The 26870-nt window shown below is 39.2% G+C and carries 26 protein-coding genes; 18 read left to right on the plus strand and 8 right to left on the minus strand.

The window, feature by feature from the left end:
* Positions 1 to 23 precede the first annotated feature (23 nt).
* A complete protein-coding gene (locus CZ487_RS09930) occupies positions 24 to 968 on the minus strand; it encodes an arsenic resistance protein (protein WP_077212039.1) in 945 nt (314 codons plus the stop codon).
* Between the two features lie 140 nt (positions 969 to 1108).
* On the opposite strand from CZ487_RS09930, the gene CZ487_RS09935 reads away from it, so the two are divergent.
* Together CZ487_RS09935 and CZ487_RS09940 are read left to right on the plus strand one after the other, a co-directional pair.
* Entirely contained in the window at positions 1109 to 1510 is a 402-nt protein-coding gene (locus CZ487_RS09935) for a DUF4830 domain-containing protein (protein WP_077212040.1), read from the plus strand.
* A 124-nt stretch (positions 1511 to 1634) separates the two neighbouring features.
* Positions 1635 to 2531, plus strand: a complete 897-nt coding sequence (locus tag CZ487_RS09940; RefSeq protein ID WP_077212041.1) for a cupin domain-containing protein — start codon at positions 1635 to 1637, stop codon at positions 2529 to 2531.
* Between the two features lie 149 nt (positions 2532 to 2680).
* Here the strand turns inward: CZ487_RS09940 and CZ487_RS09945 are convergent, their stop codons facing one another.
* Positions 2681 to 3379 carry a SurA N-terminal domain-containing protein gene (locus tag CZ487_RS09945; RefSeq protein ID WP_077212042.1) on the minus strand — a complete coding sequence of 233 codons (699 nt, stop codon included), beginning with the start codon at positions 3377 to 3379 and terminating at the stop codon, positions 2681 to 2683.
* 356 nt (positions 3380 to 3735) lie between these two features.
* Here CZ487_RS09945 and CZ487_RS09950 point away from each other — a divergent pair, with 356 nt between their 5' ends.
* The 5 genes from CZ487_RS09950 to CZ487_RS09970 all read left to right on the plus strand — a co-directional run bounded on the left by CZ487_RS09950 (position 3736) and on the right by CZ487_RS09970 (position 10932).
* Positions 3736 to 4941, plus strand: a complete 1206-nt coding sequence (locus tag CZ487_RS09950; RefSeq protein ID WP_077212043.1) for an IS256 family transposase — start codon at positions 3736 to 3738, stop codon at positions 4939 to 4941.
* A 677-nt stretch (positions 4942 to 5618) separates the two neighbouring features.
* Entirely contained in the window at positions 5619 to 6383 is a 765-nt protein-coding gene (gene fabG, locus CZ487_RS09955; RefSeq protein WP_077212044.1) for a 3-oxoacyl-ACP reductase FabG, read from the plus strand.
* A gap of 274 nt (positions 6384 to 6657) precedes the next feature.
* Positions 6658 to 7872 carry an acyl-CoA dehydrogenase family protein gene (locus tag CZ487_RS09960; protein ID WP_077212045.1) on the plus strand — a complete coding sequence of 405 codons (1215 nt, stop codon included), beginning with the start codon at positions 6658 to 6660 and terminating at the stop codon, positions 7870 to 7872.
* Positions 7873 to 8246: 374 nt separating this feature from the next.
* On the plus strand, positions 8247 to 9797 hold the full coding sequence (locus CZ487_RS09965) for a class I adenylate-forming enzyme family protein (RefSeq protein ID WP_084783196.1): 1551 nt from the start codon (positions 8247 to 8249) through the stop codon (positions 9795 to 9797).
* 172 nt (positions 9798 to 9969) lie between these two features.
* Complete coding sequence (locus CZ487_RS09970) at positions 9970 to 10932, plus strand: DMT family transporter (RefSeq protein ID WP_077212047.1); 963 nt, start codon at positions 9970 to 9972, stop codon at positions 10930 to 10932.
* Between the two features lie 231 nt (positions 10933 to 11163).
* On the opposite strand, the gene CZ487_RS09975 is transcribed toward CZ487_RS09970, so the two are convergent.
* On the minus strand, positions 11164 to 12834 hold the full coding sequence (locus CZ487_RS09975) for a long-chain fatty acid--CoA ligase (protein WP_077212048.1): 1671 nt from the start codon (positions 12832 to 12834) through the stop codon (positions 11164 to 11166).
* A gap of 218 nt (positions 12835 to 13052) precedes the next feature.
* Between CZ487_RS09975 and CZ487_RS09980 the strand changes: the two genes are divergently transcribed.
* On the plus strand, positions 13053 to 13481 hold the full coding sequence (locus CZ487_RS09980; RefSeq protein WP_077212049.1) for a DUF4395 domain-containing protein: 429 nt from the start codon (positions 13053 to 13055) through the stop codon (positions 13479 to 13481).
* A gap of 80 nt (positions 13482 to 13561) precedes the next feature.
* On the opposite strand, the gene CZ487_RS09985 is transcribed toward CZ487_RS09980, so the two are convergent.
* From CZ487_RS09985 to CZ487_RS09995, 3 genes are all read right to left on the minus strand, one after another.
* Positions 13562 to 13912, minus strand: a complete 351-nt coding sequence (locus CZ487_RS09985; protein WP_077212050.1) for a GtrA family protein — start codon at positions 13910 to 13912, stop codon at positions 13562 to 13564.
* The gene (locus tag CZ487_RS09990) at positions 13909 to 14157 is read right to left on the minus strand and encodes a phosphatidylglycerol lysyltransferase domain-containing protein (RefSeq protein ID WP_077212051.1); all 249 of its coding nucleotides are present in this window, start codon (positions 14155 to 14157) and stop codon (positions 13909 to 13911) included. Before CZ487_RS09990 ends, CZ487_RS09985 begins: the two co-directional genes overlap by 4 nt.
* 189 nt (positions 14158 to 14346) lie before the next feature.
* Positions 14347 to 14823, minus strand: a complete 477-nt coding sequence (locus tag CZ487_RS09995; RefSeq protein ID WP_077212052.1) for a thioesterase family protein — start codon at positions 14821 to 14823, stop codon at positions 14347 to 14349.
* A gap of 148 nt (positions 14824 to 14971) precedes the next feature.
* Between CZ487_RS09995 and CZ487_RS27115 the strand changes: the two genes are divergently transcribed.
* The 5 genes from CZ487_RS27115 (at position 14972) to CZ487_RS10015 (ending at position 20178) form a co-directional block, all read left to right on the plus strand.
* Complete coding sequence (locus CZ487_RS27115) at positions 14972 to 15109, plus strand: hypothetical protein (RefSeq protein WP_202617821.1); 138 nt, start codon at positions 14972 to 14974, stop codon at positions 15107 to 15109.
* Positions 15110 to 15435: 326 nt separating this feature from the next.
* Positions 15436 to 16095 carry a DUF429 domain-containing protein gene (locus tag CZ487_RS10000; protein WP_077212053.1) on the plus strand — a complete coding sequence of 220 codons (660 nt, stop codon included), beginning with the start codon at positions 15436 to 15438 and terminating at the stop codon, positions 16093 to 16095.
* A 196-nt stretch (positions 16096 to 16291) separates the two neighbouring features.
* A complete protein-coding gene (locus CZ487_RS10005) occupies positions 16292 to 17116 on the plus strand; it encodes an aldo/keto reductase (protein ID WP_077212054.1) in 825 nt (274 codons plus the stop codon).
* Positions 17117 to 17404: 288 nt separating this feature from the next.
* The gene (locus CZ487_RS10010) at positions 17405 to 18499 is read left to right on the plus strand and encodes a polysaccharide deacetylase family protein (RefSeq protein WP_077212055.1); all 1095 of its coding nucleotides are present in this window, start codon (positions 17405 to 17407) and stop codon (positions 18497 to 18499) included.
* Between the two features lie 329 nt (positions 18500 to 18828).
* On the plus strand, positions 18829 to 20178 hold the full coding sequence (locus tag CZ487_RS10015) for a glutamine synthetase family protein (protein ID WP_077212056.1): 1350 nt from the start codon (positions 18829 to 18831) through the stop codon (positions 20176 to 20178).
* Positions 20179 to 20266: 88 nt separating this feature from the next.
* Here CZ487_RS10015 and CZ487_RS10020 read toward each other — a convergent pair whose 3' ends face one another.
* On the minus strand, positions 20267 to 21628 hold the full coding sequence (locus CZ487_RS10020) for a YjiH family protein (protein ID WP_077212057.1): 1362 nt from the start codon (positions 21626 to 21628) through the stop codon (positions 20267 to 20269).
* A 268-nt stretch (positions 21629 to 21896) separates the two neighbouring features.
* Between CZ487_RS10020 and nagB the strand changes: the two genes are divergently transcribed.
* The 5 genes from nagB (at position 21897) to CZ487_RS10045 (ending at position 25827) form a co-directional block, all read left to right on the plus strand.
* Entirely contained in the window at positions 21897 to 22619 is a 723-nt protein-coding gene (nagB, locus tag CZ487_RS10025; protein WP_077212058.1) for a glucosamine-6-phosphate deaminase, read from the plus strand.
* Positions 22620 to 22733: 114 nt separating this feature from the next.
* Complete coding sequence (locus CZ487_RS10030) at positions 22734 to 23447, plus strand: DUF2161 domain-containing phosphodiesterase (RefSeq protein ID WP_077212059.1); 714 nt, start codon at positions 22734 to 22736, stop codon at positions 23445 to 23447.
* Positions 23448 to 23588: 141 nt separating this feature from the next.
* Entirely contained in the window at positions 23589 to 24122 is a 534-nt protein-coding gene (locus CZ487_RS10035) for a sigma-70 family RNA polymerase sigma factor (protein ID WP_077212060.1), read from the plus strand.
* A 3-nt stretch (positions 24123 to 24125) separates the two neighbouring features.
* Entirely contained in the window at positions 24126 to 24533 is a 408-nt protein-coding gene (locus tag CZ487_RS10040) for a PadR family transcriptional regulator (RefSeq protein WP_077212061.1), read from the plus strand.
* Positions 24534 to 24540: 7 nt separating this feature from the next.
* Positions 24541 to 25827, plus strand: a complete 1287-nt coding sequence (locus CZ487_RS10045) for an FtsW/RodA/SpoVE family cell cycle protein (RefSeq protein ID WP_077212062.1) — start codon at positions 24541 to 24543, stop codon at positions 25825 to 25827.
* A 53-nt stretch (positions 25828 to 25880) separates the two neighbouring features.
* Here the strand turns inward: CZ487_RS10045 and CZ487_RS10050 are convergent, their stop codons facing one another.
* Positions 25881 to 26642, minus strand: a complete 762-nt coding sequence (locus CZ487_RS10050; RefSeq protein WP_077212063.1) for an enoyl-CoA hydratase/isomerase family protein — start codon at positions 26640 to 26642, stop codon at positions 25881 to 25883.
* Positions 26643 to 26870: the final 228 nt, after the last annotated feature.

Consider the following 26870-nt stretch of genomic DNA (forward strand, 5'->3'; position numbering starts at 1 on the left):
CGCAAAATGATGTGTGCTTCTTGTTATTTTTTATAAAAGAGTAATAGTACTTGAGAAATGATCGCCAAGATCGGTAACTCTAATAGAGGACCGATCACTAATGTTAAGGCAATTAATGGTTGGTTGGGAAACGCGGTCATAGCAATCGCTATGGCAATGGGTGAATTTCTTGCTAAAGTTGTTAAACTTAAGCTCACTCTATCACGGGTCGGGAAATTCAGGAGTTGCCCAATCTTTTGACCAACGAAAAAATTCACGATGAAAAATAAAAGAACGGGTATGGTGATTTGCCATAATAAATGAAGATTTGCCATTAATAATTGTCCTTGTGAAGCGAACATAGCCACGATGGCAAGGCTTAAGAAAATAATCGGTAAAATACTCAGCGTTGTTACGATACTTTCTTTTAGTTGCTGCTTGTTTCTTAAGAGAATTTTTGTCATAACAGCCAAGAAGAGCGGAATTCCTAGCACAATGACAATGCTTTCAAGTAGAAATCCTAGTTCAGTAACTGCTGTTTCTCCTCCAAAAATCAGCAGATAAACAGGCAGCAAAATGATTTGCAAAAGGAAATTAAGAGGTAAGATAGCCGTTGAAAGTGCTAGATTTCCTTTTGCGATTCCTGTGAAAATCAAATACCAGTCCGTACAGGGAGTGACCATTAACATGATAAAACCAATGGTTAACTCAGGATGACCTCCTAAAAATAATATGGCTAATAGCCACGCTAACAGAGGGGTCCAAACAAAATTAATCAGTACAGACGTTGCGGTGAATTTTATATTTTTGAAAGCCTTCCATAATTCTTCGAGCGGAATTTGTAAGAAAGTGATGTACAGCATGGCTACCAATAAAGGAAGAATAAATTCTTCTGCAGTTGTTTGGATAAGCTGTACTTGTCCTGCACCAAGACCAATCAATACTGATAAAAAAATAATAACAGTATAAAATTTTTCAATTAAATTCATTTGTATCACACCTATATATTCAAGTACCCTGCATCATCATATCATAAGGCATTATAAGGTATCATTTATTAAAAAAGATCTTGTAACCATTCTGTACCATATTCGTCATATGAGATAAGAGTTGCAGGGGGTGGGTGGTTATGAAATGGAGATTATTGTTCCTAATCGCAGGAATTCTATTAGTCTCTGGCTGTGCTCAGGACTTAAAGAAGGAGCATGAAAAGTATTTGTCCCATAAAGGATGGGAACTGAAAGATTTGGTCGAGGTTGAAAGCTACATATTGGATATACCTGCTGAGATGATAAGGAATTATGAAGCTAGCGGGGTTACCTTTTTGAATTCATACACAGGTGAAGTGGTATCAGCTTATACTTATAATCTGCAGGAAAAAGATGATAATGGTGAACGTTTGAAAGCTGTTCTATTTGAAGTGGAAGAAGAAATTATTGGGGGATATGGCATCCTTCCTAGCTGGACACCGGGAATATTCAGTTTGGATGAGAAAGATAGATTAATTGAGGAACAACTGGTTCAGGAGTGAAAAACAGGGAAACTTTAAGGGGTGGTAAGACGCTCCGTTCTCAGCCCATAAAAATGAAATTCCAGTCCGTTCTCTGCACATAGGCATATGATGCTTTTAAAGACCTATGAAGGGAATGATTACCATGTATAATAATCATAATTCATACAATTACCCGTATTACGGCCATGTTCCAAACCCGATGTTTCAGCCGGTATATATGCCTCGAAATCAGCAAAATCAGCCTTTACTTGAGACCGTTCTTTCTGTCATAAAAAGAGAAGCGTCTGCGATTGATCTTTATAGCCGGTTAGCTCAAGCTGCACCAAACGAAAATCATAGAAATGACATTCTACATGCTATAGAAATGAAGAAATTTCACTTGAATGAATTTACGAATCTTTACTTCAACCTTACTGGAAGTCAACCTATGTATGAAACAGATCAAGTTGCTTTTGAAGATTACCGCGATGGATTAGAAAAGGCTCAGCAAGCAGGATTAGAAGGATATGCGGATTATCAAAAAATCAGTTCCATGATTCCATTTCCATTAGCACAAAACGTATTTCTTCATGCTTCTGCCAGCGAAATGGAAAATGCGGCACGATTTGAATCTTTAAATAATCAAACGCTAAAAGATTATGGATCCAACCCATTTGTGATAAACATTGATGAATCAACAACGCAAAACAATACTTACCGCACCGCTTTATGGACTGGAGAGCATTTTCAGGTGACCTTGATGAGCATTGATGTGGGTGATGACATCGGGTTAGAAGTTCATCCGACGACAGATCAATTCCTGCGTATTGAGCAGGGGCAGGGGCTTGTTCAAATGGGGGACAGCCAAAATAACTTAGACTTTGAAGCAGAGGCCTCTGATGATTTTGCCATAATGGTCCCTGCTGGAAAGTGGCATAACTTAACCAATACCGGGGATGTACCATTAAAGGTTTACGCAATTTATGCCCCGCCTGAACACCCATTTGGCACTGTACATGAAACGAAAGCGATTGCTATGGCTTCTGAAGAACACGAATAAGGGAAAGTATGAGGATGGGAACGGATGAATTGACTTAGTTCCATCCTTATTATTTATTTCATTAATTACTAGACCCCCGGTGTTGTAAATTTTTTTATACCGGTTATGAAAAAACCCTTAACAAGTTAGTTAAGGGGCATAGATAACGATTATCCTAAAACTTTAATATTTTCCTCATTGCTTTTACGTAAGTTCTCTAGGAGCTCACCAACTTTTTCGTTTTTCTTTTGAGCTATTGCTTCTTGTTCCATTTGCGGTTTGATGGTTTCAAAGTCATGATCTGGAAGCTCTTGTCCTTGACTTTCGGCTTGTTTTTTATATTGTTCATAAATAGATTTTATCTCTTCCTCAGAAACGGTAATGTCGCCAATAGTATGATCAATATATTTATTGATTAGGAGCTGTTCCTGGGTTTGCTGTTTCAGTGTTTCTTCTGTTAAATTGTTTTCTTTTAGTGCCTCTTGGAATTTCTTGTCATCTTCGAACTGTGATTTGAGTTGATCAATCTCAGTATCGATTTCGCTTGGCTGCACCGCTACGCCCTCGGTTTTAGCAGTCTGAAGAAGTAATTCTTGATTAATTAGTTGATCCAATACAGATTTTTCAAGATTTTCCTTTGTTTTACTGTCTAGCTCATCTACATTGATTCCCTGCTGCGCATATGAATTTTTTGTTGCTTTTAGACGATTGTCATAGTCTTTTTTTAAAATTTCTTCCCCATTAACCGTAGCGACAACTCCACCGGCTTCCTCTGTTTTTTCTGTTTCTGAACCTTCGCTGCTGCAAGCACCTAGTAGGAAAAGTGCTGAGAAAAGCAATATAAACCCTGTAGAAATTCTCTTAAACATCGTTTTCGCCCCTTTCGAATGCATGGTTCGTATTTTAACACAGATAATGGGACGAGAAGATGATGTAAATAAATTGTTATTACATTGTAATGTTAGAATATAGAACTTTACAGGGCTGAAAGCCATTTTCCTAAGATTCTTGCCGGCTTTTGGCTCTCATCAGGGGCATGAAGACCGTATTTATGGGATTCTATCTGTCTAATGGTTTTCATAAGGGGCGTGAAGACCGTATTAATGCGATCCTATTAGTCAAATGGCTTTCATTAGGGGCATGAAGACCGTATTCATGGGATTCTATGAGAACGTATTTAATTTTGTGTAAATGGTTATAACTTCCAATAAGGAGATGATCATTTATGCAAGATTTTAGAGATATGACAATTAGAGAATTAGCTGGTCAGTGTGAAACGGTTGATGATATTCAAGTGATGATTAGGGAGCTTTTTAAAGAGACTCTCCAACAGGTATTTGAAGCTGAAATTGAGGATCATCTCGGTTATTCTAAACATGATGTGGTAGGAAATAACTCCGGAAATAGTCGGAATGGATATAGTAAAAAGACCATTAAATCCAAGTATGGAGAAACTGATTTAAGGATACCAAGAGACCGAAATGGACAGTATGAACCTCAAATCATTAAGAAGTATGAAACATCTATTAATGGGTTAGAAGATCAAATTATTGCGCTTTATTCCAAAGGAATGTCTACTCGTGATATCGAGGATCATATGAAGGATATTTATGGTGTTCATGTTTCACCATCTATGGTAAGTAAAGTGACAGATAAAATATTGCCGTTAGTTTATGAATGGCAATCTCGTCTACTAGATCCTGTTTATCCAATTGTGTTTTTAGATGCTATTCACTTTAAAGTAAAGCATGAGAATAGGATTATTAATAAAGCAGCTTATACCGTTCTAGGTGTTAATACCGATGGTATTAAAGACATTCTGGGCATCTGGATTGGTGAAAATGAGAGTGCTAGTTTTTGGCTCAATGTCTGCCAAGAATTGAAAAGTCGGGGAGTTCAAGACATTCTAATTGCTTGTAAGGACGGGCTTTCTGGGTTCACGGAGGCAATTAATGCCACGTTCCCTCAAACAAATGTTCAATCTTGTATTATTCATCAATTGCGTAATACGCTAAAGTTTGTTCCTAGTAAATTGCGTAAAGAGGTAACCGATGACCTAAAAAAGGTTTATAAAGCTTATACTCTCAAACAAGCTGAAACAGCTTTTGAGGAATTTAAAGATAAATGGGGTCAGAAATACCCTTCTGTTATTAAATCTTGGGAGACAAATTGGCTCGAACTTACGACTTATTTTACTTATCCAGTTGAGATTAGAAAGATAATTTATACAACAAATACGATTGAGGCATTTCATAGACAACTCAGAAAAGTGACTAAAACAAAAACAGCTTATCCAACAGATAATGCGCTTAGAAAGATTATTTACCTAGCTACCATGGGGGCAACAGAAAAATGGACTGTTCCTCTTCCAAGTTGGTTAGAATGTAGACAACAATTTGAAATCATGTTTGAGGGTCGCCTGGAAGGATGATTTACCAATTAGTTAGGTTACGTGTTAGGGCTTTGCCCTAAGGGTTTATCGCATTATGTTCTCCCAAAAGGAAAAAAGAGAGGAATAATCCCCTCTCCTTTTGTACAGAACCCTATTAGGTGCTCAGGTTGCTCCCCAGCATTGCCTTATCCCCCTAATAGGTAATAATATTAGTTAGCATTTACTTATTTAATGTAATAAAACTATTTACACAAAATAATCTACATTCCCGATTCTATCTGTCTAATGGTTTTCATAAGGGGCATGAAGACCGTATTTATGGGATTCCATCTGTCTAATGGTTTTCATAAGGGGCATGAAGACCGTATTCATGGGATTCTATCTGTCTAATGGTTTTCATAAGGGGCGTCAAGACCGTATCCATGGGATTGTATTAGTCAAATGATTTTCATAACGTTTATGAAGACCATATTTACCGGATTCTATTCGCCTTATGGCTTTCATTGATGTTATGAAGACCATATTCATCAGAATCTATCCCCCTTTTGGTTTTCAACACAGTCGTAAAGGCTAAAGCCATAGCTTTCATCACGAAAGTAATAGCTAGAGTTAGAGACTCATAGACTAGAATGAAAAGGTAGGAAGCCTTTAACTTGTTTATTTTAAAAATTCAGAATAAACTAACTATATGAATTAATTTTTAAGGGGGAATTATATTGTCAGGGAGATTTACTGGTAGAGTAGCATTTGTTACGGGTGGAGCAAGAGGAATCGGGAAAGGTGTTGCATTGAGGTTTGCAGAAGAGGGAGCGAAAGTAGCGATCATTGATGTCGATGAGGTGACGCTAAGTGCGACAGTGGAGGATTTCCGAGAAAAAGGTTATTCGGTATATTCACAGGTCGCAGATGTAGCGGAAGCTGATCAAGTACAGGGCGCTGTAGAGCAAACGGTGCAAACATTTGGGTCTATTGATGTTCTTGTTAACAATGCAGGGGTGACGAAGGATAACTTACTATTTAAAATGACGGATGAAGATTGGGAAGATGTCATGGGTGTTCATCTTCGAGGGGCCTTTAATGCTGCCCGTGCGGTACAGAAATACATGGTTGATCAAAAATACGGAAGAATCATCAATATTTCATCGACCTCGGCGCTTGGAAATCGCGGGCAAACGAATTATTCCGCCGCGAAAGCGGGTTTACAAGGATTCACGAAAACATTGGCCATCGAACTTGGGAAATATAACATCACCACAAATTGTATTGCTCCAGGTTTTATCGAGACAGACATGACAAGAGACACAGCCAAGCGGATTGGCATTACTTTTGAGGAGATGGTCCAGGGCAGCATCAAAAATATCCCTGTCGGCAGAATCGGAGCTCCGGCGGACATTGCCAATGCGGCAGCATTTTTTGCAGATGAAAAATCTTCATTTGTTAATGGACAAGTACTTTATGTTGCCGGTGGACCTACAGTTTAATGCATTACAGTGGAGGTAAGCGGCAGGTTGACTATAGAAAATAGTGTGACAATAATATTAAAATTATTAAGAATATTATTAAAATACTAAAAATATCTTGATAAATATTATATAATGAGAGTCAAGAGAGTTTTGATGACTTGCTCCATAGGCAAAACACCAATCACTGCAGCGTTTTGGATAAATAGAGTATACATAAATATTCCTTTGCTTTCACAACTCTGACTCTAATTTTTGTAATATTCTAAAATAAGTAATTGGAGGTTTTATTACGATGATCTTTGAAATGAATGATAGAACGAAAGAGTTGCGAGAAAGACTCATTACTTTCATGGATGAGGTATTTTATCCAAATGAAGCTTTATATCAGCAGCAGCTGAATGAAGGTGGAAATCGTTGGAAGGTTGTACCGATTATGGAAGAAATGAAGGCAAAAGCAAAAGAAGCAGGATTATGGAACTTATTTTTACAGAGCAAGGAACATGGTGCCGGTTTAACAAACTTAGAGTATGCTCCGTTAAAGGAAATTATGGGACGTGCTTTAAATGCGGCAGAAGTGTTCAACTGTTCGGCTCCTGATACAGGAAATATGGAGTTGTTGGAGCAATTTGGTTCCCCTGAGCAGAAAGAGAAGTGGCTGACTCCTTTATTAAATGGTGAGATTCGTTCGGCATTTGTCATGACTGAGCCGGCTGTTGCGTCATCAGATGCAACCAATATTTCGGCTGAAATCAAGAGGGATGGGGATGAGTATGTACTGAATGGCCGAAAATGGTGGATTTCTGGGGTTATGCATCCGAAATGTGAACTTTTAATCTTCATGGGCAAAAGCAACCCGAACGGCGAAAGACATAAACAGCATTCGATGATTATCGTACCGATTAACACACCTGGCATCAAAATTGAAAGATGGCTTCCGTTATACGGGTATGATGATGCGCCACATGGTCACGCGATCGTAGAATTCAAAGATGTCCGCGTTCCTGCCGAGAACATGATTCTTGGAGAAGGCAGAGGATTTGAAATTGCGCAAGGCAGACTCGGACCTGGGCGAATTCATCACTGTATGCGCCTTATTGGTTTAGCAGAACGTTCTTTAGAACTGATGATTAAGCGCGCTCAGGAACGTGTTGCTTTTGGTAAAAAGGTTTCTGACCAAGGAGTGATCCGCAATTGGATCGCAGAGTCCAGAATTGAAATCGATCAAGCGCGGCTTTTAACGCTTAATGCAGCACATATGATGGATACCGTCAGAAACAAAGTTGCCAGAAAAGAAATCGCGATGATTAAAGTTGTTGTTCCAAATATGGCATTAAAAGTGATGGACCGCGCTATTCAGGTTCATGGAGGCGGGGGCGTTAGTGACGTATTCCCGTTAGCGAAGCTTTGGGCTCATTCCCGTCATCTTCGCTTGGCAGATGGACCGGATGAAGTACATGTTGAAACAGTTGCAAAGCTAGAAATTAGACACCAAAACGAAGCGAAATAGGAATGGAATGGTGGATGGCATCGTGATTCGGCCATCCATCTTTGGATGAAGACGGTTTTTTGTGGTCTAGGCTGACTAATGTGGTTTTCATAAGCAGAATGAAGACCGTTATTAGGGGCTTTGTCCTGCGTAATGGTTTTCATAAGCGGAATGAAGACCGTTATTAGGGGCTTTTTCCTGCGTAATGGTTTTCATAAGCGGAATGAAGACCGTTATTAGGGGCTTTGTCCTGCGTAATGGTTTTCATAAGCGGAATGAAGACCGTTATTAGGGGCTTTGTCCTGCGTAATGGTTTTCATAAGCAGAATGAAGACCGTTTCTAGCGGCCCCGACCTGCGTAATGGTTTTCATAAGCTTTTTATTAGAGGAGGTATATGATGAAGTATCCAAATATACATACAGGATTAAAGGTTCATGCGAAAGAGAGAGGCGATGAGACAGCGATTGTCTATGAAGATAAAAGGGTCAGTTATCGCGAATTATATAATAGGGTGAATTCACTTGGGCAGGCGATGATGAAGCAAGGGTTAAAGAAAGGTGATCATGTTCTGATTTACATGCGAAATCGTTTGGAGATGGCGGAAATTTATTATGCGATTTCTTTCATTGGAGCAGTCGCAGTTCCGATTAACTATATGGTTAGGGGTCGCGACCTTGCGGAACTCATCAATACGTCTGATGCCGTCTTTGCCTTTGTGGAGATTCAGAAGCTGGCCGATTTCGAAGAGGCTTTGCCTAATTTGGCGAAAATTACTCCTCGTCACACCGTATTGGTGGGGAATGATGCCGATGGAGAAGCGAAAATGAAGTATATCGACTATTCCACTTTTTTCCTCAATGAAGAAGTTCAGGAAATTGATGTGGAAGTTGGTCCCGAGGATTTATCTGTCTTTATTTATTCTTCCGGTACGACGTCGCTTCCAAAAGGGATCATGCTGACACATGGGGCGATGCTGACTCGAAGTGCTTTATCGCTTGTTGAGTGGGGGATTAACGAGGAGGATACTGTTCTTCTAACCACTCCAATGTATCACAGCATTGGTCATGGGAGCTTGTTATCATTGAGTTCACACGGAACTCGTCTCATCATAACAAGGGAGTTCGACCCTGAGAAAACCCTGCAGTACATGCAAGATGAAAAAGTAACTTATGGGATTTTCGTTCCAACTCAGTACAATATGATGCTGCAAGTACCAAATATTGACCAATATGATTTTTCGTCGGTAAGGCTGCTGATTTCGGGTGGAGCACCGATTCAGGCGGAAACGAAGAGAAAAATTATGGATACGTTTGGCTGTGAGTTTAGTGAGTTTTTTGGAAGCTCAGAGACCGGGGTTATTGTTATCTTGAGATCCAAAGATGTGATTCGAAAAACGAAATCGGTTGGCGTGCAAACGGAAATTGCTGAAGTCCGTCTTGTAGATGACAATGGAAATTTTGTTGGAGTGGGAGAAGAAGGGGAATTCGCTTGCAGATGGGAAGGATTATTCTCAGGCTATTATAATCTCCCTGAAGAAACGCGGAAAGCCTTCATGGAAGACCGCTGGTTTAAGCTAGGCGATATGGGGAAAATGGATGAAGAAGGCTATTTCTACCTTCTTGATCGTAAAAAAGACATGATTATTAGCGGCGGAGTCAATATTTATCCAAAGGATATTGAAGAAGTTCTGACAAGTCATGAGGCAGTATTAGAGGCGGCTGTCATCGGTGCCCCTGATGAAAAATGGGGAGAGAAAGTTAAGGCCTTTGTCGTCTGCAAAGCAGGAAAAACGGTGGAGAAGGAAAAACTAATGGAATACTGCAACAAGCAGCTGGCGAAATTCCAAAGTATTAAAGAAGTTGAATTTATTGATTCTCTTCCGCGTAATCCTTCAGGGAAAATTTTAAAAAGGGAGCTTCGGAATGTAGGCTCTGCGAACATATAGTATTTCAGTTGAAGGACAGGCAGCCTCATTAATTCGGGGCTGCCTGTCAGTCATGCATTTTAGATATAGATATCACCGTGCAATCATAGAATGATAGATAGGGATTATTTTCCAATGGGTATGCAATGATACATTCAATTCAATTTTTCAAAACACTGGAAGGTGAGATGCTATGAAAACTCAAATGTACCCTTATGCCGCCGCATTGCTGAATGCAGCGATTGTCGGTTTGTCATTTTTGTTCACTAAACTTGCTCTACAGGTATCAACGCCGATGGATACACTGGCCTACCGATTTTTGTTTGCGTGGGCAGGGTTAACATGCTTTTTATTTTTTTCTCCCAAATCCTTTGCCATAAAAGTGAAAGGGAAGAGAAACATCCTCTCTCTTTTAGCTATTGCCCTTTTTTACCCAACCTTATTTTTTAGTTTTCAAGCGTTTGGGTTAGATTTGGCCACATCAGCAGAAGGGGGAATTATTTTTGCCTTTGGACCAGCGTTAATTGCCCTGATGGCAGCTTATTTTCTCAAAGAAAAAACGAATAAAAAACAATATGCGTTTATCTTTTTATCTATATTTGGGGTATTGTATATTTTCTTTATGAAGGGGTTTTCTATCAATGTGGATCAACCAGGACATTCTTTAGGCATTCTCTTGTTGCTGCTTTCTTGTCTTTCCATTGCTAGCTATACAATTATGGCGAGATATTTGTCTGTCTCATACAGTCCGATTCAGCTCACCTATATAATGGTTACCTTTGGGTTTATTTTCTTTAATGGATATGCGATCGTCGAGAATATCATAAATGGCCAGCTGCTTGCTTTCTTGGCGCTTTTTCAAAATCATGTCTTTGTGTTATCTGTCGGCTTTTTAGGAATATTAGCCACGATGTGTACATCGTTTTTATCAAACTATTCACTCTCCAAGTTATCAGCCTCGCAAATGGGTATTTTTTCAAATATTGCTACGGTTATTTCCATTGCAGCGGGGGCTGTTATTTTGCATGAACCTATATATTATTATCACATCATCGGTTCGGTGCTGATTATCATCGGGGTACTGGGGACAAATCTATCGAAGGAACGTGGTGTGAAAAGAGATACTAGTATGGTCCACCATTCGCGGACACCGTGATTAGAACGATCGCTGTTAAGACCGTTTTTTATGAAAAATTTTAAAAATGGTCGTTAAGAAACTCTATTAAGACCCATCGTTTAAGATTTTTGATGTATTTGGGAGATAAGAAGTTCCCTTATGAACCGGTACTGACAGTTTTAAGCTATTTTTGGCTATTAGACTGCTATTTTTCGAAAAACAGCCCTGGTCCTCGCCTCTCAAATTTAAGGCAGGGTCAGGGCAGTTTCGTTATTTATTAATTTTTGCTTCTTCTTGTTCTTGAAGTTTCCGCCAGAGGATTTTTCCGCTTCCGGATACAGGAAGCTGATCAAGGAACTGGATAATCCTTGGATATTTATAAGCAGCCATATGCTGTTTCGACCATTCTATAATATCTTCCTCTGTAGTAGTCCCCTTGCTCTTCTCATTAAGAACGATAAATGCTTTAACCGTCTCACCGCGCCGTTCATCAGGTACGCCTATCACACATGCGTTTTCGACTGCAGGGTGTTTATACAGCGTCATCTCCACCTCTGCTGGCCACACCTTGAACCCGGAAGCATTAATCATTCGCTTAACTCGGTCCACCAGGAAGAAATAACCTTCTTCGTCATAACGGGCAATATCCCCGGTTCGGAAGTATTCCTTTCCTTCAAATGTTACGAAGGCACTTCTTGTTTCATCAGGACGATTCCAGTACCCTTTGAACACTTGCGGCCCTCGGACAATTACTTCACCTTGTTCATTTGGTCCGAGTTCTTTTAGCGAAACTGGGTCAATTACTCTTGCGTCCACATCAAACTGCGGAACGCCGAGACATTGCAGCTTTGGTCGATCCAGCGGGTTTTGGTGAGTTTGCGAGATTGTTTCTGTCAAACCATAGCCTTCTACATAACGGACTCCTGTCAGTTCATAAAGTTTTTCACCAACCGCCTCAGGGAGTGGTGCACCACCGCCGCCGATCATGTTGAGAGAATCGATACGATAGTTTTTTAGATTAGGATTCGCCAAGAAATCCACGACCATGGTGGAAATGTTCGTCCATCGTGTACACTGGTATCGTTCAACGAGCTTTAAGGCAACGTCTCGATCCCACCGCGTCATAATTACCATCGTGGATCCTAAGTAAATCGGTGCATTCATATTATGCTGCAGGCCAGTTACATGGTAAAGCGGAAGTGTGGATAATCCAACGTCAGCTGGAGAAGATTGCGACCAGACAACGCCGCTTAAAAGCGTGGCTTGCAGTGTTTTATGTGTATGCATACAGCCTTTTGGTTTCCCTGTTGTTCCAGATGTATATGGCAAACAGCAAAGATCATCTGATTTTGCGCGAGCAGGAAGCGGTTCAATCCCAGCAGCTAAGGCTTGATTCCAGTCGATGATTGCCGGTGATGGGAAAGATTGCTTAGGAGCAGCAACCACTTCAGGGACATTGTAATCCAAATTTTGCTGAGCATATTCTGAGTAAGCGGCAACAACAATCGATTGAAGGGGAGTGGAACTTATGCAAGGTTCAATTTCAGGTACTAACTCTTGACCGGTAATGGCGACCTTTGCATCACAATCTGATAAGTAAAAGGCTACTTCATCTTTTACATTCATTGGATTGATCGGCACGACAACCGCATCACAGCGCAAAATCGCATAAAAGGCAATAATGTACTGTGGTGAATTTTGCATATACAGAACAACTCGATCACCTTTTGCCACACCTAATTCTTTTTGGAGGTAGCCAGCTAGTTGATTTACCTCCTTATAGAGCTGTGAATAGGTCATTTCTGAGCCGTAAAAAACAATTGCTCTTTTATTGGGGTAACGCTTATTAGTCATTTCCAAGTTGTCATAAATCGTTGATTCTGGAATCGGTAAAGATTTCGGTAAACGCTTTGGCCAAAATTCGTAATGTCTAGTAAACATAAAAATGGTCACCACCTGTGAAAGATTTTGCGAACGAAACTGCAATCGCTTACAATAATACATAATCTAAATATAGTTGAATATTCAGAAAAAATAAAATATTTTGCGGTATTTTTTTAAAAAAAATGGACATAGAGACATTGAAACCTTTTCCTTCTAATTTATAAAAAGATCGCGTATAATTTATATAATTCCTATGTGAAAGGTTGGTATTGACGATGGGAACTAAAATCCAGTCTATTCCGAGACCGCTTGTGAGATTAAATCAATGGTTGATTGTCTTAGGTGTATTGTGCACGTGGATACTGCAGAATGAATTATTTTTATTAGTGCCGTTGTTAGCGGGCATTTGCGGTTTGGTGTTTAAGGTTAATCCTATTATTAAAATTGGAAAAGTATTTTTGAGAAAACATCCATCTGAATACATTCCAGAAGACTTTGAACAGCAGCAGTTTAATCAGCTTATTGCAGTTGTCTGTCTATCGATAGCGTTTGTTAGCTATTCGTTGGGCTGGGCTACTGTCGGTATGACTTTTACGATTATGGTCGCATTAGCAGCAATTATTGCAATACTTGGTTTTTGTATCGGCTGTTATATCCGTTTTCAGTGGCAGCAGTATTCTTATAGAAAAAGTTTGAAAAATTAACAGAGCAGCAGAAATAACAGCACTCTAATTGTTTGATCATGTATCTAACAATTGGAGTGCTGTTATTTCTGCTGCCTCTTTTATTTAAAAGTCCAATAATTATTCAGTGTGAAGTTGATCAATGGAATAATTAACGTAGTGACCAACTCCCCAATTGTATAGTGAAGTGATAACACTTTGACAATGATAAACATAATGATAAAGTTTAAAATAAAACCAATAAAAGCAGCAATAAAAAAGCGCATTAATCTACTATGAGAGAAGTCGCTGACAAAGGTATATTTTTTGTTTAGCATAAATGAAATAATCGTCATGATGATAAACGAAATGGCCGATGCGAGTAATGGATCCTCCTCAAAGAATTCGACCATAATAAATACACAAAGAAAGTAAACAACTGTGCTTATACAGCCAACCAAACTATATTTCATAAATTTAATTCTTCGCCGATGGGGTCACCTAATACAACTAATTTATTTGCAAACCGCTTATAGACGAATAACATATTTCGGTCTTTCGTCCAAAAGAGTTCCTTATCTTGAAGGAAAATAAGATGCGAGGCATGATTGCCGCCATTTTCTTTTAAAAAGGAAAGTAATAAATCAAATTCAGATGAAGTTAACGCTTTTTTCACCTTGTGTTTTTTTCTAAAGGAATGAATCATCATACTAAACATGTAGGTTTCCTCCTGATAAAAATCACCTATTAAATAATACCACATAGAAGGTTAATAGAAACTATAAACTTTTTATCAAGAGCAGGTAAGATTTAGAATGTGGAAATTGAGGCAGAGGGAAGCAGATACTAGTGAAATAATTCATATTTAAGGCCAGTCTACCATAGCAGCAGAGACTGGCCAGAGTTTTTATTTTTTCAGCTGTTTGCGCGGAATCCCAATCTTACGGCCAGCATTTTCTGGCCAAGGATCATTCTTCGTTTTGTCATACGCTTCTTTAAGAGCATTTTGAATTTTCTCCGGAAAGCGACCGGCTTTTCTCGTTATCTGGCTGACAGCAAGGAACATGCTTTCACAAGTTGCCAGCAAATCTCCGTCGGCATTTCGCATTTCTTCATAAAAATGAATTCTTTTTTCGTCATATTGCAATATTCTTCCGAATATTTTGAAATCTTTCCCTTCAGTAATCTCTTTAAAGTATGAGATATGTGTTTCTAAAGTGAAAATGGTCAATTGATTTTCTTCTCGACCAGCATCATCAAATCCAATTGAACCGGTAAACTTGCCTGATGCCTTATTAAAGACCAAATAGTAGGCTGTAACGTTCATATGCTGGTTGTGATCTAAGTACTTTTCTTTTACATAATCCTCGTATAATAGTTCCATGACTTTACCTCCTGTATCGATATTTATATTATTCTACATGTTTCGTTGATTTCCTGTTAAAGTTGGCGAATTTCAGATCCTGAATAAAATTTCCATCCTAACAAATAATTTAATTGAACTCTGAAAAAAGAATGGGAGGCCGAAAGAAATGGATAAGAATAAGTACCCATTTGCCAACTTGAACGATCAAGATCTTCAGCAGGTAAATCAACTTGAAAAAAAGCTAAGTGAAGAAAAAGGCGAAGAAGTCATTCTCATTGCGTATGAAGATGATAATAATCAATAAAAATTTAAAGTGACCATCTTACTCGTAAACGGGCTCTCTTTAAAGGGGCAAAACAGTAGATCGCAATGCAATTAGGGTGCGAAATCGTCGTGATTTCTCACCCTTTTGTTATGGCTATATTGAGGGTTTTGGGTGAATTTCATAAGTTATTTAACCAGTTACATCTTTTGCACATCAAAAGAGAACCCGTTACTCACTCGTGAGGTGGTTATTCTATTCTTTTGAAACCCTTGAAGTAGACATGACTGCCAATCTTAGGGATAATTTTCTTGTGCTTAACTTTAATTGAGTTGATTTTGAGTAATCTATCGAGAGAAGGGTCAAAAATGAAGGTCATTGGAATTGATTTGTCCGGTCCCAGCAATCATAGGGACACGTTTCTGGCTGTTTTTGAAAAAAAGGAAAATGAACTAAGCTTTGTTAAATGTGACGGAAACTTGAGTGATGAAGACATACTAAATGAGATTGCTGCACTGGCGCAGGTCGATGAAGTTGTGATTGGAATTGATGCCCCTTTATCTTATCAAGATGGAGGAGGAGACAGAAAATCTGATAGGGAATTGCGAAAGTTTATCGTGAAGCTGGGGATGAGGTCTGGTTCGATCATGCCGCCAACATTAACGAAGATGGTTTATTTGACACTTAGAGGGATTAGGTTAAGCAGAGAAATTTCAGGAATCGTCACAGCCCATCCCATTTCGATCGTGGAAGTGCACCCAGGGGCTGTCATGGGTTCAAGAGTTCATCCGAAAGAACTGTCATTTGTCTTAACCTATAAGCAGGAAATAGAATCGCGAAATTTCTTATTAAAATGGCTTACACATCAAGGTTTGAAGGGAATCCCAAGCTTAGTCGCCGATGAAACTCATTCACTAGATGCATGCGCGGCGGCTTTGGGTGCTTGGCATTGGAAAGATTCCGCATATTCCCCGAAATGGTTATTTCCTGCCGATCCACCTCTTCACCCTTTTGTATATTGTTGTTGAAATTTCGCAAATGATGAAAGAAAAACAAGTGGCTGATTACGACTGTGATCGATTTGCTGCGTTTTGTATTAGATTGTGCAGATTTATGTCATATTCTGCGCTTTCCTAGGAAATGTTTCTAATTTTGGAAGTTCGCTTAGAAATTTAGTATAGTAATGAATGCAAAAGATATTTTTTTCAAAGGAGATTTGGTGAAATGAAATTTGTTACATTAAACAATGGTGTTAAAATGCCGCAACTTGGATTTGGAGTTTGGCAAGTTGAAAACGACGAAGCAACAACGGCAGTAGCGAAAGCTCTTGAAGTGGGCTATACGTCCATTGACACTGCGATGATTTATCAAAATGAAGAGGGTGTTGGAAAAGCGCTTAAGGAATCTTCTGTCCCTCGTGAGGAATTATTTATTACTACAAAAGTATGGAATAGTGATCATGGATATGAAAACACTCTGCGTGCCTTTGATGAAAGCTTAGAAAGATTAGGACTTGAATATGTTGATCTCTATTTGATTCATTGGCCTGCACCTCAATACGATGAGTATGTTGATACATATAAAGCATTAGAAAAGCTGTACCATGATGGGAAAGTGAAGGCTATTGGCGTTTGTAACTTTGAAATTCCACATTTGGAACGACTTTTAAAAGAATGTGAAGTTGTACCTGTACTAAATCAAGTCGAATGTCACCCGTATCTATCACAAAATGAATTAAAAGAGTTTTGTGCTAAACATGATATTTATGTTGAGGCATGGAGTCCGCTTGAGCAAGGGGGAGAAGTGCTGCAAGACGAAGCGGTGATGAAAATTGCTAAAAATCATGGAAAAACACCTGCTCAAGTCGTGCTGCGCTGGCATCTGCAAAATAATACGATCGTGATCCCAAAATCCGTTACTCCATCAAGGATAGAAGAAAACTTCCAAGTTTTTGACTTTGAACTTACTTCCGAGGAAATGAATGAAATCCATAAATTAAATAAGGATAGACGCAGAGGACCGCATCCGAATGATATGAATGTTCGATAGGGGATACTGCAACAGATGGGGCCAGAGAAGTTCTCTGGTCTTTTTGTGTTTGTGAACAATTCCGTCAGAAAATCCACTTTCACTCTACTTTTCATGCAATGATTGTAAAAAAATGTAATCTTCATTAAGAGAAAACAAAGCACTTTCTCTCTCTAACTTAATAATTACATAAAATTACCAAATCGTACATAATAGATATTTTTATCCTAAAAGGATACTTTAACTACTGTATGCATTTTAGATGCGATGCTTTGTCGATTAGCAATTAAGGTTAAGGAGATTGATACGATGAAAAGTAGATTTATGGGAAAATTGAGTATTTTTACTGTTCTTTTTGTACTTTTTCTCGCATTTATACCTACTAAAGGTTTTGCTAATGAGTCTATGCTGCCTGAGGCGCCTGTTTTTTTTGATGGGAAGCCGTATGATACCAAGTATGCAATGAGGAATGGCCATTTCCTTGTGCCCGCGATTTTCCTCAAGCATGCCGGTGTTTTGGTAGATTGGGATCCGAAATGGCGTTCAGTTGTGTTCCAGGCGAAAGGAAATAAGTTTGCTGTACATACAGGAAAGAAGTTTACTGATGATTATGACGGTGCAACACGGACATGGAAAAGAGGTGTACTGTCAACAGAGCCATTTGAGTTTGAGGGCGAAGTATTTGTTCCACTAATCGATGTTGCAAAAAAACTGGATATGGATGTACGGTTTGATTCCAAAATCAATCGAACATTTATTACAACAAAGATTCCAGAGCAGTCTAATCTTGTTCGTTCTGTAAATAGTCCCAAGAAGCTTGTCGCCCTTACTTTTGATGATGGGCCAGAAGATTATTACACTCCTATGATTTTAGATATTTTGAAAGAAAAAGGCGTACCCGCAACATTCTTTGTTATGGGTCAGAAAGTCAATCAGTTTCCAGAAATGATGAGGCGTATTGTGAATGAAGGTCATTCGTTTGGCAATCATACATTGTCCCATCCTGACTTAAGAAAAGGGTGGTCATCAGATGTTAGAGAGGAAATCCAGTCGACACAGCAAGTATTGGGAAAAGTTATAGGGAAAAAATCAGATATATTTCGTCCTCCATATGGTGCGATCACAAAAGCCGACCAAATTGTACTAAGTCAGATAGGTTTGAGAGGGATTGGATGGTCTGTTGATACACTGGATTGGAGTGGAATGTCCGCAGAAGGAATCTTAGAAATTGTACAAAGACAAATCACACCAGGAGGAGTTGTGCTGCAACATAATTTCCAAGATGGACGATTGCTTGATGGTACTGTTAAAGCACTTCCGCAAATAATAGAAGAGTTGCAAGCCCAAGGATACACATTCGTAACAATCCAAACGCTGCTGGATATAGGAGAGGCGGTCTATTAATTCAAAGCTTTCAGGAATCAGCAATGGTAGCTGGTTCCTTTTTTGCATGTTCATACGAGTACTCTAAGATAATTGTACACTTGGACCCGCCGTATGTAACGGGGTATTGGGTGAATACAATGGTTTTAATAGGTTTGCATGAATATGTATTTTTGTATTTAAAAATGCTTTGTAGATGGGCGCACTGTTGAAAACGTTTACAAGATTAAGAGCATAAATATTCAACAAATAGTGACAAAGTGGTTGTCAAATTTAATAGATTTCTCTATAATTTAATTATTATAAAAACATGTAACGAAATATAACTTGGGGATGAGAGGTAATATAACGTGACTAATGCTATAGCATTAACTTCAACTTTAGAACAAATAAAAGAAACGATACATAATAAAAGTGTTGAACTGCTGCACTTGCAATTTGTTGATATTGAGGGGATTTTAAAGCAGGTAACAGTAACCGCTGAACAATTAGATGATGTGGCAGATGGAAAACAGATGTTTGATGGCTCATCTATTAAAGGATTTTCTCCGATTAATAAATCAGATCTTTATTTACAGCCGGATCTTTCTACTTTTGCTGTTCTTCCTTGGACAGAAGAAGAAGGGTATGCAGAAGCCCGATTTCTATGTTCCGTTGTCAATCCGGACGGCACTCTTTTTGAAGGGGACACAAGAAATGTTTTAAGAAAGACAGTTGAGCGTGCGGCGGACCAAGGCTATACGATTTCCGTAGGTCCTGAACTAGAGTTTTTCCTTTTTAAAAATGATGAAGATGGATATGCGACTCGAGTATTAGGTGATCGTTCAGGTTACTTTGAACCATCACCGCATGACCTTGGAGAACGTGTTCGTCTTGAAATCTATCGCGCTTTAAAAAAGATGGGCTTTACCATTGAAGCTTCTCACACTGAGGTAGCAGAAGGGCAGCACGAAATTAACTTTAAATACGCTGACGTGCTCACTGCAGCAGACCTGGCCACTACCTACAAATGGGTCGTGAAGACAGTAGCACAGAAATTTGGAATGCATGCGACGTTTATGCCAAAGCCAGTGTTTGGAATAGCTGGTTCTGGGATGCACGTGAATATGTCCTTCTTTAAAGGAAGTGAAAATGCATTTTATGATCCTTCAGATGAGCTGCAGTTATCAAAGGAAGCTTATCACTTTATTGCAGGTGTATTAGAAAATGTTAGCAGCTTTGCGGCGGTAACGAATCCGCTGGTTAACTCTTACAAGCGTTTGGTTCCTGGTTATGAAGCACCTTGTTATTTGGCTTGGTCTGCCTCTAACCGTTCAGCCCTTATCCGTATTCCAGCAAAAAAAGGGATTGCGACACGTGTAGAATTACGCTGTCCAGATCCAGCTGCTAATCCTTATTTAACCTTTGCTGTGATTGCATCGGCAGGTTTGGACGGAATTGAAAAAGGATTAGAAGCTCCTGCTCCTGTAAACGAAGATATTTTCCATATGAGTGAAGAGCAGCGGGCATTTAATGGGATTGACAGCCTGCCAGAAAGCTTAAGAGATGCAATTGATGCATTAGAATCTGGAGATATTGCTTATAAAACACTTGGCGAACATGTGTTTAGAGAATATGTTTCATTGAAAAAAGCAGAATGGAATAGCTATCGTACGGCTGTTCATGCTTGGGAAATGGAGAATTATCAAACGAAATTTTAATATACAAAGAAAGAAGGCGAATTCCTGGGAGTATTCGCCTTCTTTCTTATTGATTAGATTGATTTGCAAGCCTGAGGTATCAAAAAAACTAAAAAATCATATGTGCAGCAAGGGCAACGATTGGCAAGGAAATCAGTGTTCGCTGCAGGAAGATGATGATTAATTCCCAAAAGGAAACGGGAATCTTTGAACCAAGCAGCAATCCGCCTACTTCTGACATGTAGATGAGCTGGGTTACAGAAACGCTGGCAACAATGAATCTTGTCATTTCACTCTCAATTCCGGCTCCAATGACAGACGGCAGGAACATATCAGCGAATCCGACAACCAATGTTTCTGAAGCGGCTTTCGCTTCAGGTACTTGCAATAACTCTAACAGCGGGATAAACGGGATCCCTAGGTACTGGAAAATGGGAGTGTATTCAGCCAGGATTAAGGCTAATGTTCCAAGCGCCATAACAATTGGTGCAACGCCCATCCACATATCAAGGATGTTTTTTGTGCCAGAAAGAAAGAAATCACGTAATCCTCTTGCTTTCCCGGCTTTCGCGAGCGCTTGTGAAAATCCCCATGTTAGAGGTGTGTATCCTTTCGGAATTTGATCTTCTATATACTCTTCTGATTTCGCGGTAAAATACGTATCAGGTTTTCTTGATAACGGCGGGATTCTTGGTGCGATAAAAGCAGTAATCAATCCTGCAGCCGTAATCGTGATGTAAAAAGGGACAAACAGATGACCAAGTCCAACTTGGGAAATGACAACCAAGCAAAAGGTAATGGAGACAACGGAAAAGGAAGTCCCGATGATGGCGGCCTCTCTTTTTGTATAAAAGCCCTCTTCATACTGTTTGCTCGTTAGTAGTACACCAATTGTTCCATCGCCCAGCCATGAAGCAATGCAATCGATGGAAGACCTGCCAGGCAGTTTGAAAAGCGGCCGCATGATTTTAGTTAATAAAGTCCCGATAAATTCAAGTAACCCAAAATTCAAAAGCAGCGGCAGGAATAATCCAGCGAATAAAAATACGGAAAAAAGGACTGGTAATAAGTCGTATAGAAGCAATCCGCCTGTATTTTCAGACCAAATCATTTCCGGGCCTAATTGAAATAAGACGGAAACCGCAAAGATTGCGCCCAGTATTCGGGTGACAAACCAAATTGGCGGGACATCTAATAAGGTTTTTAAAAACGGATTACGATTCAAGACATTCGGACGTACTGTTTTTATCAAAATCGTTCCAATCATGGTTACCAGAATAATTACGGTCATGACCTGCGGCAAGTATGCGCCGAGCAAATCCTGAACCCATCCGGCTAATACCGCAATAGGAATCGTGATATTGTCATTATAGGCAATGGGGGTCATAAATAAGAAGATGCCGAGAAGTGACGGCAAGATAAAGGTTAATAACCTTTTAAGAAACTTTTCTTTTTGTAAAAATTGTTCCAACTAAACTCATCCTCGAAGTACATATTTATAAAGACTTATCTATTTTAATGCACAAAGATCTTCTTGCCAATGGGTTTTCCCAATCTGATAATTCCGTATATTATTTCCCTTTTCCGCTTCTATTAATGCGTGTGCGGGGAGTTTTCGAAAATGGGGTTGCAATCAGTTTATTCTTACTTGATTGTGTTAGACTTTTCATAATGTGATTATTTGTAGAATGGTAAGATAACGTCCTGCGTTGCTTACTAAGAAATAAGGGGAGTGAAAATTGAGAATTATCAAGGTGAAGGATTACGACGAAATGAGCAAGAAGGCAGCAGAGATAATAATTGAAAGAGTGAGGCGGGCTCCGGACATGGTTTTAGGTCTTGCTACAGGGGGAACACCAATTGGAACGTATCAAGAGCTAGTGAGTGATCATGTACATGCAGAGACCTCTTATCGGAACGTGACAACTTTTAATCTGGACGAATATATTGGACTTTCCGGTGAAAGTTCTCATAGCTACCGCGCTTTCATGAATAAACACCTTTTCGAATTAATCGATATTCTTGAAGAGAATATTCATATTCCTAACGGAGTTTCAGAGGATATTCAAAAAGAATGTATAGAATATGAAGAGCTTATCCAAAAGCATGGGGGGATTGATTTACAAATCCTTGGCATTGGACAAAACGGACATATTGGTTTCAATGAGCCGGGTACTTCTTTTGAATCGACGACACATATTGTTGAGTTAGATCCATCTACTCGAGAAGCGAATGCCCGATTTTTTAAAAATAGTGAGGATGTGCCAGAAAAAGCGATTACGATTGGGATCGCGACAATTATGAGAAGCAAAGAAATCCTGCTGCTCATTTCTGGTGAACAGAAAAGGGCGGCCTTCAAGCAGCTTGTAAACGGGGAAGTGGATGAAAAGTTCCCAGCTTCTGTTTTAAAGAAGCATCAGAATGTATCGATCATAGCAGATGATGCGGCGAGAGGAGATTAACCTTCGGCTCAGAATGTGAACTTTGCCCCACTAAATTCATGGTAAAATGGAGGAATGAGCATTCATAAATAAATTGAGCAGGATGCAGTTTAGGGTAAAAAGTGGTGAACTGATTTGAAGGATAAACTAAAAGAAGCAGATTTATATAAGCCTGTACAGAGATACTTTGTTCGAGAAGGCTATGAGGTGTATGGCGAAGTGAAGGACTGCGACGTGGCGGCGGTCAAGGATGATGAGCTGGTGATTGTGGAATTGAAACTTACGTTAAGTGTCGATTTGCTGATACAGGCGGCGAAGCGTCAGAAGTTAACGGATAAAGTGTATATTGCGATCCCTAAGCCAAAGCATCGGATGAATTCTCGGCAATGGACAGATAAATGTCATTTAGTGAAAAGACTAGAGCTCGGATTAATTCTCGTATCGTTTCCGGGGAATCGGACAAAAGCGGATATTCTTTTCCATCCGGCACCATTCAAGAGCAGTCAAAGCAAAGCAAGGAACAAGTTTAAGAGAGAATCCTTGATGAAAGAAATTAACGGGCGCAGTGCTGACTACAATATTGGCGGCAGCAGTAAGACGAAAATTATGACAGCTTATAAGGAAAATTGCATTAAGATCGCTTGTTACTTAGACTATTTTGGTAATTTATCCCCAAAAGCTTTGAAAGAACTCGGAACGGGTATAAAAACTTCTTCGATTTTAACGAAGAATTATTATGGCTGGTTCGAGAGAGTGAAGCGCGGAGTCTATCAAATTACTGAAAAAGGTAAAGAAGAAATCAAGGACCATCAGGAAATGATAGAGTATTATTTGAAACAAGTTCAATAGTAGTTCTCTATTTTAAGAGATTCCTTTATGTGAAAAAATGAAAAACTGACCTAAACGGTATGGCGATGGCCAGCCGTTTTTTTGATTTACAAAACTTTTTGGCGGGGGAGGTCGTCTATTTTATGAGAAGGAGGAACGGAAGTGAATGAATTAACAGCAGAATCATTACATTTAGAAGATAAGGAAGTCCTTATCGATGAAATCATGAACAAGTACGGACAAGAGATCCTGCAGCTTGTCTACTCATATGTGAAGAACAAAGAAATTGCCGAGGATTTGACTCAGGATATATTTGTTAAATGCTATCGATCTCTATCTACCTATAAAGGTAAATCAAAGTTGAGAACTTGGTTATGGCGGATTGCGATCAATCATTGCAAGGACTATTTAAAGAGCTGGTATAACAAAAATGTGATGGTCACGGAAAATGAATATGTTTATTCGGGGGTACCAAATGAAAGTGCTGAGCAAACGGTTATTCAACATGATGAAGATCAACGATTGGCAGAAGTTGTGATGAGTTTGCCAATCAAATATCGTGAAGTGATTTATCTTTTTTATTTTGAAGAATCGCCTATTAAAGATATTGCCGCCGTCCTGCAAGTAAAGGAAAACACAGTAAAAACAAGACTAAAGAGAGCAAAAGAACTCCTAAAGGAAAGATTGGAGGATTAACAAATGGAGGATATGTTAAAAGGTCTTCGAAAATCAATGGAAAAAACGACCTTTAAAGGCTTGGAATTTTCAGAGGAGCAGCGTAGACGAGTTCATAAAAATATAAATAAAAAAATTGAAAGCGAAGAACACCTTCAATTAGCTATCCTGCAACTGCTGCTGCAAGAGAAAACAGGTTATGAATTGACACAGCTGCTGCGCGCCAGAGGAATTCAACAGTTTGAGGAAAATGAAGGGTTTTTATATACCTTGCTGCACCGCCTGGAACAGAATGGAGTCATAGCCTCAAGCTGGGACAGTGCAGGATACAAATATTACCAAATCCAGGATAAGGGGAGAAAAATGCTGCGAAAGGCAGAGAAAAATAATGCAAATAAGCGATTTGGGTGGAAAGAAATGATACAGGAGTGAGACAAAATTGATTAAAAAAGGGGAGCGTTTTTTAGAAGAAGTCACCAATCATATTAAATCAAAGGAAGCCAAGAAATTCGTAGCAGCGGAATTGCAATTTCACTTAATGAAAACGAAGAACTCATGGATTGAAAAAGGACTAAATGAGGAGGAGGCTGAAGAACAGGCGGTTGCACAAATGGGAAGTCCTGTTGTGCTAGGTCAGGAGCTGAATAAACTTCACCGTCCGAGGATTGATTGGTTCATTGTTATTTTATTAGTGGCGGCAATGGGGCTGGGGTTTTTGCCGCTTGTGGCTCTTGGAAATGCAGGGTTTATGGATACGGGCTACTTCCTTGTAAATAAAATAGTGGTCGTTCTGCTAGGTATTGCAGGCGCTTTTGGGATGGCGCTGGTGGATTACCGGAAGTTTGAAAAATTAGGATGGCTGTTTTACCTGGTTGGAACATTGATTCTCTTACTAGTCAGTTATACACCAAATATATTCATGAACGGTGTTCCTTATATTAAAATTGGCCCGGTCACGATTGAAAGCTTGATGGCTTTGCCGTTCTTTTTTCTAGCATGGGCTTCTTTTTTCAATAATAGCAGCTTGAAAGTATGGAAGCTAGGAATGTTATTTCTTCTTTCTTTGTATCTATTCTTACTAATTCCAAACCTCCCGGCTGCGTTTATTTATATCGTGATGGTATTCGTTATGCTTTGGTGGAGTAGGTTAGGAAGGAAGAGGGCATTAGTGATTACCATGGTACCCTCTTGTTTATTCGTCATCGGCGGATTGCTTCTTTGGTCAACTTTGAAGGAATACCAGCTGCAAAGAATTTTAGGATATTTGCATCCTGAAAAATATGCAGATGGTGCTGGGTATATGTATTTACGTTTAAAAGAGCTTTTATCGGAAGCGGGCTGGTTTGGCGTATCTGGACAAGCAGAATTTCTCCCGGCGGCGCATACCGATTTAGTGTTTGCTAGCTTAACGTACTATTATGGGTATTCCTTTGCTCTAATCTTGGTTTTGATCCTTGTCTTTTTTGCAGCAAGGATGCTGGTTATTTCACAGCAAGTAAAAGGGCACTATGGAAAATTACTTCTCGTGGGAGGAATTACGCTTTTTGCCGTACAGTTCATTTATAATGTAGGCATGATCATCGGTTTCTTCCCAATTACTTCAATATCCTTGCCTTTTATCAGTTACGGATTAATGCCGACAATGTTTAATGCGTTTTTAATGGGAATCGTGCTAAGTGTGTATCGGCGGAAAAATTTATATTCTGACGGTGCGATTTGCCGTTGAATTATAAAAGCCTAATTCTCACTAAAAAAATAGCGGAGATTAGGCTTTTTTCATCACTTTAATGCACTTTTTAATAGTTTTACAGTTTCTGGGTTCGAAAATGCCAGACCAAAAGAGTCTATTCCATTCTTAATAGATTGCTCTAAACCGCTATTTTCAAGCCATCTATTCATTAATTGTTTCTGCAGTGCGACAGCATGTGGAGCATTTTTGGTAATACGTTGTGTGTAGGCCATAGTCTCATTTAGAAGTTCCTCATGCGGAACGACGTAGTTGGCGATGCCCATTTCTAATGCAGTCTTGCTGTCGATTACATCTCCTGTCAACAGCATCTCCTTAGTTTTAGCAAAACCAATTATGTGGGGCAGCATAGCGGCTTCAATCACAGAAGGAATGCCGATTTGCACTTCCTGCATGCCAAAGGTGGCATGTTCGGATGAGATTAAAGAATCGCAGGAAATCGCGAGTTCCAGACCTCCGCCGTAGCAATAACCGTTCACAGCAGCAATGACTGGCTTTTTCAGTTGTCTTATCGTCTCAATCAACTGATGTAATTGCGTAATGAATGCTACTGCGGATTCTGGCTCCAAGTTTGCCATTTCGTTAATATCGGCTCCAACGATAAATGACCGACCGGAACCTGTTAAAATAATTCCTCTAATTTGCTCATCTTCTTCTAATCTTTTTAAAGCCTCGATCAGGTTCTTCATTAAATCTACATTTAAAGCATTCAATTTACTAGATCGATTCATGGTAACGACCGCGATGGAATTTTCGTTATCTCTTTCAATTAGAAGATTTCTTTCGCTCTTCAAATGAACCCCTCCTGACAAGCATGTACTTTATTATGAATTTTAACATATTATTTAAAATATTATAAAAATATTAAAAGGCATTTTTAAAAGAAAAAGTGTGAAATCAGTAGGAGATAGCCCTATCATGAAACGTGGTTAGAGGATGTCAATATTGACATTTGTTAAAATTTTGAATATTATGAATAATTATAGTACTAGATTGTTTTTAATCAGGATGACAGAAGGATA

Source organism: Robertmurraya dakarensis, from assembly GCF_900156875.1.
GTDB lineage: Bacteria > Bacillota > Bacilli > Bacillales > Cytobacillaceae > Robertmurraya > Robertmurraya dakarensis.